The organism is Kitasatospora sp. NPDC048296 (genome assembly GCF_043201815.1).
Taxonomy (GTDB): domain Bacteria; phylum Actinomycetota; class Actinomycetes; order Streptomycetales; family Streptomycetaceae; genus Kitasatospora.
This window is the reverse complement of sequence record NZ_JBICZB010000079.1, coordinates 1-14,203: the sequence shown is the minus strand read 5'-3', so window position 1 is coordinate 14,203 and position 14,203 is coordinate 1. Positions and strand designations below refer to the sequence as shown.

At 70.8% G+C, this 14,203-nt stretch carries 6 protein-coding genes; 3 read left to right on the top strand and 3 right to left on the bottom strand.

What is annotated here, in order from left to right; all coding sequences use genetic code 11:
- Nucleotides 1-142: 142 nt before the first annotated feature.
- Nucleotides 143-9,919: a LamG-like jellyroll fold domain-containing protein gene (locus tag ACGF12_RS32295; RefSeq protein WP_393038015.1), complete on the bottom strand. Its 9,777-nt coding sequence runs from the start codon at nucleotides 9,917-9,919 to the stop codon at nucleotides 143-145.
- A 283-nt stretch (nucleotides 9,920-10,202) separates the two neighbouring features.
- On the opposite strand from ACGF12_RS32295, the gene ACGF12_RS32290 reads away from it, so the two are divergent.
- Complete coding sequence (locus ACGF12_RS32290) at nucleotides 10,203-10,709, top strand: hypothetical protein (RefSeq protein WP_393038012.1); 507 nt, start codon at nucleotides 10,203-10,205, stop codon at nucleotides 10,707-10,709.
- 326 nt (nucleotides 10,710-11,035) lie between these two features.
- Nucleotides 11,036-11,197 (top strand): hypothetical protein, encoded by a 162-nt coding sequence (locus tag ACGF12_RS32285; RefSeq protein ID WP_393038009.1) that lies wholly within the window; start codon nucleotides 11,036-11,038, stop codon nucleotides 11,195-11,197.
- A 60-nt stretch (nucleotides 11,198-11,257) separates the two neighbouring features.
- Here the strand turns inward: ACGF12_RS32285 and ACGF12_RS32280 are convergent, their stop codons facing one another.
- Complete coding sequence (locus ACGF12_RS32280; RefSeq protein ID WP_393038006.1) at nucleotides 11,258-12,646, bottom strand: DUF3472 domain-containing protein; 1,389 nt, start codon at nucleotides 12,644-12,646, stop codon at nucleotides 11,258-11,260.
- Nucleotides 12,647-12,715: 69 nt separating this feature from the next.
- A complete protein-coding gene (locus tag ACGF12_RS32275) occupies nucleotides 12,716-12,916 on the bottom strand; it encodes a hypothetical protein (RefSeq protein ID WP_393038003.1) in 201 nt (66 codons plus the stop codon).
- Nucleotides 12,917-13,581: 665 nt separating this feature from the next.
- Here ACGF12_RS32275 and ACGF12_RS32270 point away from each other — a divergent pair.
- The coding region (locus ACGF12_RS32270; protein ID WP_393038000.1) for a response regulator at nucleotides 13,582-14,203 on the top strand (622 nt) is incomplete at its 3' end.

Below are 14,203 nucleotides of genomic sequence, written 5' to 3'. Positions count from 1 at the left end.
GAGCCTCCTGGCGAGCGGAGCTTGGGGGGGGCGTGGTTGTGTTGCGTCGACCAGCCGCCGGCCCGCCGGGCCCCCCCCCCCCCCCCCCCCCGGGCCCGGGAGTGGCTGGCCGGTGGTCACCAGCCGGCCACTGGGTGCGACGTCAGCGACGCCGGATCCCGCTAATGGGCCCGGGGCGACCGTTGAGCGTCAGGTAGAGTTTCATCCGGTAGCTGCCCTTGACCGGCACGTCCGGGGCGCCGGCCTTCTTCAGCACCCTGCCGCAGTAGGTCACGCAGCTGTTGCTCAGCCGCTTGTACGGCTTCGAGTCCTTGGGCTTCTTTTTGATCTGCTTCTTCGCCCACTTGATGCCCTTGTCCGGATCGGGCACGTGCAACAGGTGCCGCTTGTTCGGGAGCCTCTTCTTGGGGCCCTTGTATTTATAGGCCTTGAGCGTGTGGTGGTTCTTGTGGTCGACCGCGTGGGAACTGAGGGTCTTCTCGGTGCCGCGCACGGTGATCGTGTAGTGCTCGTTCAACGGGTGGCCGTAGTGGTGCGCCTCGGCATTGACCACTCGCCCTCTCCGGTCGAAGCCGGCGCTGACCTTGCTGTAGGCCCGCGGGCTCGCGGCCTTGTGCAGCACGTACGAGGTCACCAGCGACGTGGCTGCCGCTTTGTAGTCGCCGTTGGCGACGTCCTTGATCACCGAGGCGCCGTAGACCGCGGTGTTCGTGACCCGGGCCGCGCGGCCGATGGTGTTGGTGGTGCGCAGGATCTTCGCGGCAACGGACGCACCGCGCAGGGCGATGGCGCCCTCACCGACGATCGGGACGTACGACGCGACCGCCAGGGCGGCCTGACCGCAGCTGCTCCAGCCCGGGTGGGTGGCGCAGCTGACCACGTCGGCGGCGCCGGAGACCTGGTAGGCGAAGTTCAGCCCGGTCTTGGCGGAGTCCCACGGGTGCTCGACCACGTGCGTGACGGTGCTGCTGACCTTGTGCAAGGCCGAGTCCACCCAGTCCGGCCAGTGTCCGTCCGGGTCGGTGAAGGACAGCGGGTTGCCGTCGGCGTACGCGTACCGGTCGAACGCCACGCTCGGGTTGGGGTCCGACCACCACGGGTCCATGCCCTGGACCGCGTAGCGGTCGGGCAGGTCCGAGACGACGTGATCGGGGCTGTAGCTGTCCCGGGAGATGAAGGTGCTGGTCGACGGGTCGTACCAGCGGGACAGCATGTTGACCTTGCCAGTGGTCGGATCGGTCCAGTCGGACTGGTACCCGAGCGCGTGCTTGGCGCCCGAGGTGCCGATCGAGTTGCCGAGCGGGTCGTATGCCGCGGAGTCGGCCAGTGAGGTGCCGGCGGCGGCGAAGCTGCCGACCAGATCGGTGTGCTGGTCGGTCACGGCCACGGTGCCGGTGCCGCCCTGGTTGATCCCGGTGATCGCGCCGCCGGGGTCGCGCGAGTAGCTCGCGACGCCGTCGGAGGCGACCAGGTCGCCGGTGCCCGAGTAGGCCAGGGTAGTCGGGGAACCGGCGGCACCGGTGGTTGCGGTGGTCAGCAGGCGGTCGAACGAGTCGTAGTCGTAGGTCTGCGCGCCGTCGGCCTTCATGCGGTCGAAGGCGTCGAACTGCATGGCCTCGGTGTTCTGCGAACCGTTCGGCGTCTTGCCGGACATGGTGCCGCGCGCGGTGTAGGTGTAGCTCGCGTTGCCGTCCGAGATAAGCCTGTTGCGCGCGTCGAAGCTGAGGTTCTGGCCTCCGATCTGGGTGCGGTTGCCGGACGCGTCGTAGGCGTACGGAACGGTGGTGGTGCCGTTGTTCCAGGAGGTGAGGCGGGCGGTCTGGTCGTAGGTGTAGGTGTTGTTGGCCGCCGCGGCGAAGCCCGTGGTGGCCTTGGCGGTCAGCTGGTCGTCCAGGTTGTAGCTGTAGGCGATCGACGAGACCGCGGCGCCGCCGGCGGTGCTGACCGTGTCGCTGGTCAGCCGGTGCAGCGGGTCGTAGCCGAAGGCACGGGTGTTGTTGCCGGTCCCGTAGGTGATACCGATCGGCTGGGAGTCCTTGTCGTAGGTGTAGCCGGTAGTGGTTCCGGCGGCCGGGTCGGTCATGCCGGCTAGGCGGCCGGCCTGGTCGTAGGTGTAGCCGGCGGTGCCCGCGGCGTCGGTCCGGGTGGTCATCCTGCCGTCGCCGTCGAAGGCGAAGGAGGAGGCGCCGGACGGACCGGTGGCGGACAGCAGGTGGCCGCGGTCGTTGTAGCTGAACTGGTTGTCCTGGCCGGGGGTGCCGGCCGAGGTGATCCGGCCCATCAGGTCGTAGCCGAAGGTGTGGTCACGCGTGGTGGCCTCGGCGCCGCTGCCGGTCTCCTTGGTGAGCCGGCCGAGCGGGTCGTAGCTCAGGGTGCGGGTGACGCCGCCGGGTTCGGCGAGGCTGACGGGGTGTCCGGCCGCGTCGTACCCGGTGGTCCAGGTGCCGTCGGCGGCGTTGGGGTAGGCCGTGGTAGCCGGTTCGATCTGGGATTCGGGGAGGTTCCAGGTGTTGTAGGTGGTCAGGAACTGGTTCCCGCGGCCGTCGGTGTAGCGGGTGCGGTTGCCGACCGCGTCGTAGCCGAAGGAGGTGGTGATGGTCGAGCCGGCCGCCGGCGTCTCGGTCTCGGTCAGCTGGTGGTGCGCGGTGTCGTAGGTGGACGAGACCGTGTAACCGAGCGCCGAGGTGGCCGAGGTGACGTTGCCCGCCGGGTCGTAGGCCGCGCTCCGGGTGCGCAGCACGCTGCCGTCGCTGCCGAAGTCGCTGACCGAGGTGAGCCGGCCGGCCGGGTCGAAGAGCGTGCTCTGGCCGGTGCCGGACGGGTCGGTGGTCTTCACCGGGCGCCCGAGGGCGTCGTAGGCGAAGCCGGTGGTGTTGCCGTAGGCGTCAATCTGGCTGGTCCTCTCGTGCGCCAGGTCGTAGCCGTACGTGGTGGTCACACCGGACGGCGAGGTCTCGGAGACCAGGTCGCCGGTCGCGTTGTACGCCAGCGTGGCGGTGTACGCGGCGGCCACCGGGGAGCGCTCCAGCTTGGTCTCGGTCACCTTGCGACCCATGTAGTCGTAGGTGGCCTGCTGGACGGCGCCGGTCGGGTCGGTCTGCGAGAGCTGCTCGCCGACCGCGTCGTAGCTGTGGTGCCACACGCCGCCGGTGGCCGCCCCGCCCACGGCCGGATCGGTCTTGGCGACGTCGCGGCCGAGCTGGTCGTAGACCGAGCTGGTGGTGTTACCCAACTGGTCGGTGTACGAGATGAGTTGGTTGACCTTGTCGTAGCGGGCGGTGGTCGAGGCGGTGATCGGGGCGGTGGCGCCGGGAGCCGTGTAGTTCGGCTCGATGGTGCCGGTCACCTTCCCCACCGCGTCGTAGCTGGTGTAGGTGGTGTTGCCGTTGGCGTCGGAGTGCGAGGTGCGGTCCCCGAAGGTGTTGTAGCCGAAGGTCTGGAACGGCGTGGCCTGCACCGCGGTGCCGCCCACCGCCTCGACCTGGCGCGCCGGTTCGCCGATGTACGCCTCGCGGCCGGCCGCGTCGTACTGGTAGTTGGTCTCGGCTCCGTTCGGGTCCTTCTCGGCGGTGACCAGGCCGCGCTGGTCGCGGGTGAAGGTGGTGACCAGGTTGGCCGCGCCGTTGTGGACGGTCTCGGTGAGCTCGCGGCCCATCGGGTCGTAGGTGTAGTCGGTCTGGGCGGTCAGCGTGCCGGTCGAGTCGGTCCTGCTGATCGAGGTGGGGTGGTCCTCCGCGTCGTAGGCGGTCGTGGTGGTGCGCCAGATCGGCTGGCTGTTGGCGTCCAGGCCGACCTTGACGGCCTCGGCGGTGACCCGGCGGGCGGCGTCGATGGTGAAGGTGTGCTGGGTCACGGCCTCGGTCAGGTCCGAGATCCGGTTGCCGGCGGCGTCGTAGGTGAAGGCGTGCAGCTGGAGCGAGTTGGTGCCGTCGCCGCGCTGCTCCGTCTTGACCGCGTTGTCGTCGTAGTAGGTGTAGGAGGTGGTCCGGCCCATCGCGTCGGTGTCCGAGGCGAGGCGGCCGGCCGGGTCGTACGCCTTGGAGTTCAGCACCAGGTCGGTGGCTGGGGAGGGGGCGGTCGGGTCGCCGATCCAGCCCTTGAGGGTGCTGGTCAGCAACTCGCCGCGGGGCGAGTAGGCGTAGGCGATGGTGGTGCCGTTGGCGTCGGTCTTGGCGTTACGGTTGCCGTAGGCGTCGTAGGCGTAGGACTCGATGTGTCCGTTGGCGTCGGTCTTGCTCGCCAGCTGCCCGAGCGGGGTGTAGGCGAAGGTCTCGGTCCGGGTGGCGTCCTTTCCGGTGAGGTCGGCCTTGACCTCGGTGAGCGGGTGCTCGTCCGGGTCGTAGGTGAAGGTGGTCTGCTCGGTGTGCACCGCGCCGGTGACCCGGTCGGTGACCGGCGGCTCGGTCTGAGTGAGGAACTTGCCGTCGCCGTCGTAGGTGACGCTGGTGGTCAGCCCGTTCGGGGCGGTGACCGAGTCGTAGACGGTGTGGCTGGTCATCCGGCCCAGCTGGTCATAGGCGTACTTGGTGACCAGGCCCGCCGGATCGGTGACCTGCGCGAGGTCGCCGTTGTGGAAGTAGCCGTAGGTCGCCTTCGCGCCGCCCGCGGTGGTCTTGGAGGCGAGCAACCCCGCCGGGACGGTCCCGGAGTCGGCGGCCGGCTCGCTGCCGGTGGTGTACGTGGTGGTGGCCGTCCGCCCGGTGCCGTTGGCGTAGGGCGGCGTGGTGGTGGCGATCACCCGGCCGGCCGCGTCCAGGTCGTTGTGCGTCCAGTAGCCGTTGTCGGTCGCCGAGGCGGAGCGGCCGTCCCGGGTGTCGGTCAGTGCGTCGTTGCGCGGGTCGACCGGGTTGGCGGGGTTGAGGTAGAAGCTGTGGTAGCTGGTCGAGCAGATCTGGTGGGCGCGGTCCTGGCAGGTGGTCTCGCTGACCTGGTTGCCGCGGGCGTCGTGCCCCTTGATCCTGGTGTTGCCGTTCGGGTCGGTGACGGTGGACAGGAAGCCGCCGGTGTCGTACCCGTAGGTCGTGCTCGCCCCGAGCGCGTCGGTGGAGGAGATGATCCGGCCGCCGTTGTTCGGGTCGTAGGAGGACGAGACGGTCTTGCCGCTCGGGTCGGTCACGCTCGCGGTGGTCATCGGCGCCGCCTTCCCGGCGGCGTTCGCCTGGAAGTGGTTGGCCGAGTCGCCCGCCGTCAACTGGTGGTTGTAGAAGGCGAACTCGCTGATCGAGCCCTTGAAGTGGCCGGCGTGGTCGGCCGGCTGATTCGGCCAGCCACCGGTGATCAGGCCCGCGCCGAGGTAGACGTTGTTCATCCCCCAGCCGGTCTGGCCGACGGTGCCGGTCTTACTGCCGATCTGGGCGCCGTCCAGGTAGAGCGCCTGGCCGCCGCCGGTGGCGTCGGTGGAGAGCACCACGTGGTGCCACTTGCCGTCCGCGACCGAGGCCGGCGAGCTCATCGCGCTCGCGTTGCCGTCCCAGAACTCACCCTGCAGCTTGCCGTCGCCGCCCACGTAGAGCGCCGGGGTGTAGGAGGCCAGCGGGCCGTTCGGGTCGGTGACCAGTTGCTGCTGGTAGGAGAAGAGCACGCCGCCCGGGGTGCTGGTGTTGAACCAGAGCTCCAGGGCGGACGGACCGTGGTCCGGCACCAGGCCGCTGGGCAGGGCCAGCCAGGAGGACGAGCCGTCGAACGAGGCGGCGGTGATGTCGCCGGCCGCGTACGGGCCGGGCGTGCCGAGGGTGACCTTGCTGTAGTTGCCGTACGCGGTGCCCAGCTGGTTGGCGGCGTCGGCGCCCGCGGTGTCCGCGAGACGCCAGTAGCCCTGCGGGTTGGAGCCCATGACGGCCGACCGGTAGACGCCCGAGGAGCCGGTCACGGTCGGGGTGTTGAGCTTCCAGCTGCCGCCGTTGGCGTCCGTGGTGGCGGTGACCCGGTCGGCCGTGGTGTCGTAGGACACCTGGGCCTGCACGGCGCCGGACGGCGAGGTGACCTGGGTCAGCAGCGCGCCTGTGGCGGTGCGGCCCAGTTGGTTGTGCGCGGCCGCGGTCGCGGCGCCCACCGGGTGGTTGTAGAAGGCGACGTCGGAGATCTGGCCGTTGAAGTACCAGTCGCCGCGCGCCGGGGCGCCCCAGTCGGGGCTGGAGAAACCGGCGCCGACGTAGGCGATCGGCTGCTTGGAGTTCGCGATGGTGCCGGCCAGCGTGCCGACCTGCGCGCCGTCCAGGTACAGCGTCTGGGTGTTGCCGGCGCCGGACAGCAGCACGTGGTGCCAGTTGCCGTCGTTGACCGGGTTCGCCGAGGTGATCGGCGCGACCCCGCCCTGCCAGAACTCGCCGCGCAGCTTGCCGTCGGTGCCCAGGTAGAGCGCCGGGGTCCAGTTGTTCGCGGCGTTGCCCAGGGTGACGTCCTGGTAGTTGAGCAGCGGGCCGCTGCCGGTGGCCGTGGTCTTGAACCAGAGCTCGACGGCCAGGTTGGCGCTGGACGAGAGCAGGTTGTCGGGCAGCCGGACGGCGGAGTTGCTGCCGTTGAAGCCGGCCGAGCCGGCGGGCGAGCCGGCGATGGCACCGGGCTGGCCGAGCGTCACATTGCTGTACGAGCCGTTGTCGTTGCCCTCGTTCAGCGCGACGCTGCTGGCCGCGGCGGAACCCGCCGACTCGTTGAGCCGCCAGTAGGACTGCGGGCCGGCGTCCAGCACCCCGGTCTTGTAGTGCGAACCGCCGGTGTACGCGTACTGCGTGCAGGCGGTGGTGGAGACCGGCGGGCAGACCGAGGTCAGCTGGTCGCCGGTGTAGTTGTAGAGGTACGTCAGGTCGGTGTTCTGGTCGGTGCCGGTGACCGGGTCGGTGAACACCCGCGACACGTGCGGGTAGCTCGCGCCGCTCGGCGTCGACCAGTTGAGGTGCAGCGCGCGACCGCTGGTGGCGCTGGTGACGGCGCTGAGCAGGCCGGCGCCGTCGTAGGACAGCGTGTTGGAGCGGCCGTCCGAGTCGGTGACCTGGGTGAGAGCGAAGGCCGCCGGGTTCGCCGCGGTGGCCGCGAAGGTGTAGGTGGTGCCGCCCTTCTCGGTCAGCGTGAACCCGGTGACCGCGTTGCCGGCGCCGGTCTGCGCGGTCAGCGTGGCGTACGTGCCCTGCGGGGGAGCGTACGAGCCGCACGGCGGGCCGGTGCCGGGGGTGGCGGACGGGTTGCAGCCGAATCGCAGCTGCCGGCCGTCCGCGTCGGTGATCACCACGTTGTTGGAGGCGTCGTCGTCGATCACCGCCCGCATGTCCAGCGGGGAGATCCAGCCGGCGCCGAACATGCCGTTGGTGCGCGGGTCGAGGCTGTTGTAGGTGCGGTGCACCGTCAGTGCCGGGCCGACGGTGGCCACCGTGGAGTCGGTGGCGTCCGTGGTCCAGTTGCCGCTGAGCGGGTCGAAGCCGCGGGCCGCCGGGTTCTCGGTCAGGTGCGAGGTGATCTGCGGCTGGCCGACCGCGGTGCTGAAGAAGCCCTGCACGAACGGGCCGGCGGTGTCCTTGCCGTCGGAGATCCAGACCTGCCAGAAGTAGCTCTGGTTCCAGGCGAGTCTGCCGCTCGGGACCTGCCAGCTGGTGGCGGCGTTCAGGCCGCCCGAGTCGAAGCAGCTCACCGGGGCGGCCTGGGTGCCGCCGCAGACGCCGAACTTGTAACTCAGGCCGGTGCCAGGCCAGTTGTCCGGGTCGTGGCCGGTGGCGAAGAGCGTCGGGGTGAGGGTCGGCTCGGTGGTGTTGTTGGGCGGGTAGGAGGTGTCGACCTGTGGCGGGATGTTGTTGATGGTGTACGACCAGCAGGCGTTGTGTCCGCCGACGTCGCTGAACGCGTACTTGCCGCGCTTCTCCATCTCCCAGCAGAGCTTGTAGCTGCCGGGCGGCAGCGCGGGGCTGATCGCCTCCAGCTTCACCGACTGGTTCGGGCCGACCGGGTTCGGCAGCGAGACGCTGGAGCCCCAGCCGACCAGCGAGCCGTCCGCGCGGTAGGTGCGCGAGCCGAGCGCGTAGGAGTTGTCACCCGTGCCGGCGGCCCAGGTGTTGGAGGACGTGTTGGTCACCGTGACGGCGATCTGGCCCTGCTGGATGTGCGAGGGCCCGAAGTCCCAGGTGGACGCGAAGTTGAAGCTCGCGTCGTCCGGGGCGTAGGTGACGTCCAGGTACGGGGTGTTGCTGCCGGAGGCGGCCGAGTTGAAGCGCTTCCAGTGATAGACGTCGTTCGCCGAACCGTAGAGCAGGAAGCCGTTGTTGGTACCGCCGTGGGTCCACGAGGTGACCTGGGCGACACCGGTGCCGTTCAGCGGGATCCGCTGCCACGTGGCGCCGCCGCAGCCGGCGCCGGTGCCGCCGGTGAAGGAGGCGGAGCCGGACTGCTCGGCCGGGTAGCCGACGCCGGGCCATCCCTGCGAGGAGTTGAGGTTCCAGTCGGTGGTGATCGCCTTGAGGTCGACCTCGGCGGGCTTGGCGCAGTAACCGGACCAGGTGGTCCAGAGGTTGACGCCGCCGCTGATCACCGAGGCGTTCGGGATCGAGGTGGTCACCGGGAAGCGGACGTAGGCGGCGGAGGCGTGCTTGCCGTCGTAGTCGCCGACCTTGAGGTCCGGGTTGCTGGAGCTGCTCGGGATGTTGGTCTTGCCGGCGATGAAGTTGTACTGGAAGAACGCCGAACTGTCGGTCCTGGTGTTTGCCGAGGACGGGTCGACCTTGACCGGGAAGACCCGGGCGGGGTCGTGCAGCCAGGCCGAGTCGATGGTCACCTGCAGGGCCTGACGGCCGTGGTCGTCGACGATCGCGTAGTGCACGCCGTCGGAGAAGGCACCCTCGCCCGAGCGCGGGTCGATGGCGGCGTCGGTCATGGTGCCCGCGGGGACGGTGACCTTGGCGGCGCCGGAGGCGTCCAGGAAGACCGCGTCGCCGTTGTCGGCGATCCGCGCGGTCAGGCCGGGGGCGGTGATCGGGAAGGTCCAGACCGTGGGCGCGTCCGCGCCGTGCAGGACGATGGTCTCCTTGAAGCCCTCGTCCACGGCCTTGAGGTCCAGGTCCGCCGAGGGGCGGGCGTTCGGGAAGAGCAGGTCGTTGCCGACGGCGTGGCCGGCGGCCGCGCTGGCGTCGTCCAGGCCGAAGGAGACCCGGTTCCGGCCGTCGCCGCTGATCGACATCAGCTGCGGGTCGTCGGCGACGGTGGCGAACTCGACGTCCTGGGAGTCGGCCTTCTTGGTGAGCTTGCCGCTGCCGCTGCTGTCGCCGGCGGGGGCCGGAGCGGGCGCGGCGAGGGCCGCGGCGTGGCGGCCGGTGGCCGGCTCGGCGGGAGCGGCGGCGCCGGCGCTCGGCTTGGTGGACGGGACCAGGGTGGGGTCGATGTCCGACCAGCTGCCGTCCGGGTTGGCGAAGGAGACCCGGCCGGAGTACGTCCGCACGGTCTGGGTGCCGTCGGGGTTCTGGAAGACCTTCTCGTGGTCGTTGCGCTGCGCGGTCTGCTCGGTGCTGCGCGCCGGGTCGAAGCCGGTGAGCGCGGGGGAGCCCGGGGCACCGTCGGCGGGCGCGGTCTGCACGTTGCCCGAGCGGTCGACCAGGACCGGGTCGGTGATCCGGTTGCCCGGAGTGAACGGTGCGAGCTGGCCCGGCGCGGTGGCGGGGCCGTGGCCGGTGGGCGCGGGGCCGGCTGCGTTGCCTCCGGTGGCGTCCGAGGAGACCAGGTGCGGCAGGCCGGCGGCCGAGCCGGACTGCCGCCCGGGGGTGGCCACCTTGGTGGTGTCGATGCGCTTGCCGGCCGTGGCGATCGCGTTGGCCGGCAGCGGTATCGCATCGGCGGAGCCGGCCGCGAGGCCGAAGCCGAGCGTCAGTGTGGTCAGTGAGGCGGTCCAGCGCAGTAGGCGCCGACGCCGTGCGACGGCGGGTGGTGAACCCGGATTCGGGCGCACTATCCCCTCCAGAGGTCATGAGTGAACAACGGTCGGGTTGTTCTACCAACCCGTCAGATGACCGGGCCAGAAACAGAACCGATACGAACGGCCCTTGTGCGGGAAGAACTCTGGGCTTTATGAGGATTGAATGAAGGTCAGTGTCGAATTCTGAAAGGTCCCTTGGAAAAGTGCGAGGAGTGTCGATGGGGTGTGTGATTTGTGCAACTGGCCGTGCTCTAGGCTCTGCCGGGCCCCGTCCACGGGCCGGGCGGAACGAGTGCGAGGGAGCGAAGCGGTGGCGATGGGATCGCGCATGGTCGGACGGGCCGGTGGCGTGCTGGTCGGCGGGTTGACTGCCCTGCTTGCCGGATGTTCGGGCCACCACGCGCCGCCCCGACCCCCTGCGCCGACCCAGCCGTTCGTCGCCTTCAACGCCTGCCTGGTCACCGGCCCTTCGGGTCTTGATGCGGCGGGTCCGGGCAGTGAAGCCTGGGCCGGCACCCAGGCGGCGACGGGCTCACTGCACGCCAGGGCGAGCTACGTCACCGCGGCGCCGACCGCTCTGCCCGACGTGCTCGGTGCGCTGCTGCTGCGGCACTGCACGGTGGTGGTCGCGGCCGGCGACACCTCGGCGGGTGGCCAGTTCACCGCCGCCGTGGCCGAGTTCGGCCGCGCTCACCCCGAGCAGCGGGTCCTGCTGGTCGAGGCTCCGGCGGATGTGGCCGGCAACGTCCGCCCGATCGCGGGCGGCGACGGCCTGGCGGACCGGGTCCGCCAGGCGGTGACGGCGGCCGCCGGCGGGAACTGAGCCGAGGTCGGCTAGGTCGGAGAGTAGTCTGATTGATCGTCAACAACGTGTTGGCGTCCGCTGGTTCGGAACAGGAGCGCCGCACCACGCGGGCACCCCAGGGGAGGGGTGTGGCATGAAGGACCGCAAGTGCTCGGGGGATCGGGTCACCAGCGCGCGGCGGGGGCGATCCTGGCTGGAGCTGATAGCCATCCTGTTCTTCTGGAGCGGCCTGCTGGCTTTCCAGGCGTTCACGGTCCTCGCCGGTCGCACCGGCCGACCTCGATCATTTCGGTGTTCCTGCTGCCGCTCGGCGTGCTGCACGCCGGCGTGGCGATGGCCCGCAGGTGTTCGAGACGATCAATTTCGCCGACGTGACCGTCAACGGCAGGCCGCTCGCGGGCGCCGGCACGGTCGAGTCCACAGACATCGAGCGCGGCACCGCACCGCTGACCCGGAACTCCGCGCTGAGTGGTGGGAGTTTCAGCCTCAGCTGGCTGCACGCCTGACAGCGCGGAGTTCACGAGCGGTTCCCGGACGGCGTCGTGCCGGCTCTCCTCGGGCCAGGGTCAGCCGCGGGTGCGTCGAGCACGGTTGCGGCGGTGGAAGACGACGAGGGCGGTGACGGTTCCCGCGAGAAGCACGGCCGTGCCGCCCAGGAGGAGTGGGAGGGTGTCACTGTGCCTGGTGGCCGCGTCGGTGGCCGGGTGGGGACTGCGCGGCGAGGTGGTGGTGGGGGAGGGCGTCGCCGACGGGATGCCCCCTGTGGGGGTGCCGTTCGCGGGGGCGCCGTCGCGGACGGGGACGCTCCATGCCTGGTCCGTGCTTCCCGGCGTGCAGGGCCGGGTGGCGGGTGTGCCGTCGGGGGCGGCGGCGAGGCACTGGCCGGACTTCTTGTTGCGCAGGGTTCGTGACGTGGTGTCGTAGGTCCATTGCTTGGCGGGGTCGGTGACCTTGCCGTCGTCGGTGGCGCCGGCGCAGTCGCGTACGGCGGTAGTGGAACTCTGCTCGGTGAGGCAGTAGTTGGAGGGCAGGCGCAGGGTCTGGTCGGGGGCCAGGACCCAGGCGCGGTCGCTGGTGGGGGTGCAGTCGGACATGGAGAGCTTGGTGCCGTCGCCGGGGGTGCCCTGTGCGGTGAGGCAGGTGCGGCCGTTCTGCAGCGGGCCGCGGGCGCTGTTGCCGATGGCGTTGCGGTGCGTGCTGCCTTGCGCGGTCAGCTCGGCCTTGGCCTGCGGTTTGCAGAAGTCGCGCAGTTCGGTGGAGGTGGCCGCGGCGGTGACGGTGCCGGCGTTGCCGGTCGGCAGGCCGAAGGTGACGGCTGAGTTCGGCTGGTCGTAGCAGGTGGAGCGGGGGTCGTTCCACTCGAAGTACTCGGTCCAGTCGACCATGTTGTCGGGGGAGATGCCGGTGGCCTTGGTCTTGATGCTGCCCAGGTCGATGGTGGTGCCGGTGGTCTGGTCGGTGACGGTGGCGTCGAACCATCCGCCGGTGGTGGCGGCGACCTTGAACCGGTAGGTGTGGCCGGCCTGCCAGTCCAGGGCCGCCGAGCACTGCCGGCCGGTGCCCTCGCCGCCGAAGGGCTTGCAACTGCTGCCGGGGCTGCCCGGCTTCGTCTCGGTGGTGTCCCAGACCGAGAAGAGCACTTTGCGCGGGGAGCCGCCGTTGCTCTGCATGCCGATGTAGGCGGTGTGCTGGTTGTCGAAGTCGAACTGGTGGCTCCAGAAGATCTCGGCGGTGTAGCCGGGGTCGTAGGCCGGGGTGGTGGTCCAGCTGACGTCGTGCAGGGGGCCGGTGCCGGTCGGGAAGGTGTAGTAGGTGTACGTGCCCGGCGTGTGTCCCTCGTCGGCGGCCGCCGTGCCCGCGCCGGCCAACGCGATGGCCATGGCGCCGAGCCCGCTCGCCAGGCCGAGGCGGCGTGCTGCGGCGAGTCGTCGGAAGCGGGTCGGTCGGTTGTCCATGCGGGCTCTCCTCCGGGCTGCGGTCGAGTCGTCGAACCGGTCGTGCGTCGCAGGAGTATGGCGGGCGGATCATGAGGCTCTGATGAAGGAGGCCCGGCCGGGGCTGCCGGAGAGCCGGCAGCCGTAGATGCCGGTGAGGAGGTCTTCGAGGAGGTCGCGGGCGGGGCGCACTGGTTCGACGCGGTCGCCCAGTTGCTCGGCCCGTCGGGCCTCCTGCCTCACCGGCCAGGCGCTGGGCGTGGACGGCGGCTGGACGGTGCGGTGACTCACCGGGCCACGGCGTGAGGATTTTCCGCGTTCGGACGTGTGTGGCGGCGGATCGGCACCGGTGCGTCGCGGGGTGGGACCAGCTCTGGTCGTCATCGTCCTCGTCAGAGTTGTGCGGGTTGACGGACCAGGTGTCGCGGCCGAAGGTGGCGGCATGGAGCCTGCCGTCGGGTCCGGTCGTCAGCCGCTGGACCGAGGCGGTGGGCGGGTTCGTCCCGAGCGCTTCGAAGGCGGTCTTGCCCGGTGCGCGGTAGAAGGCGGCCGGTGGCGGGGCCTGCCCGTGGCAGGGGGCGGTTGCTCGGGCCGCCGCCCCCTGCCGCCTGGCCGGTACACAGCTGCCGCGCCGTGCCGCGGCGGCTGTCCGGACGGTCTGGAGGGCGGGTGCGAGCGACGGCTGATCCCACAAAACAGCCGTCGTGCCCTTCAGGCCGAGTCTGGTTGCGTCAACTTGGGGTGCCCCGGGTCGAGTTCCTCGATCCGGACGAGGGGGAGCGCGCGAGGGCAGGCCGCCGCCCGTGCGAGCCCGAGGCCCGGAAGGTTGACGCGGGGTGTCGAAGAAGAGCATGGCGGACCGATCATGAGGATTCGATGAGGTCGCCTGCCCCTGGTCGGACTCTGAACCTGCTGTGCCCGCGGCGGAGTTGACCGGAGTAGGAAGGCCGCTATCGTTGGTCGCCCTGCGTGTACTGGTGGTGGAGGACGGTGACGATCTGCGCTTCGCCGCCGCCGCTGCGGCCGCGCTGCGCCGGGACGGCTTCGTGGTCGACGAGGCCACCGACCTGTCGGTGGCGGCCGAGGCGCTGCGGGGCGTCAGGTGTGACTGCGTGGTCCTCGACCGGCTGCTGCCGGCCGGCGATGCCGTCGGCTTCGTGGAAAGGTTGCGGCGCCGTGGTGACGCGGTGCCCGTGCTCGTCCTCCTCGTGCTCGACGGGATCGCCGACCGGGTGGAGGGGTCCGACGCGGGTGGTGACGGCTACCTGGTGAAGCCGTTCGCGGCACCATGGCGGACCGTAAGGGCTTCTGGGGTCGGGCCACCGACGCGCGGCGGGAGTGGCCCCGCCGCGCTGCGGTTCTGGCGCCCCGCCGGTTGGCGCGAGGGTCAGCGGGCGCCGCGAGTGAGAACCACCGCGACTGGTCGCATCCGCAAGCCCTTGAGCACGAACGTGCCGGCCGCGTGGTGCCGCCGTAGCGCCGAGTGGAGCGGCCGCAGCTGGTCGACGGCCGCCTCGGCCGTCCGGCCGCGGTGGGCCGACCGGGAGTCCGTGGTGTTCGTGGTGGACGAGCTGAGCC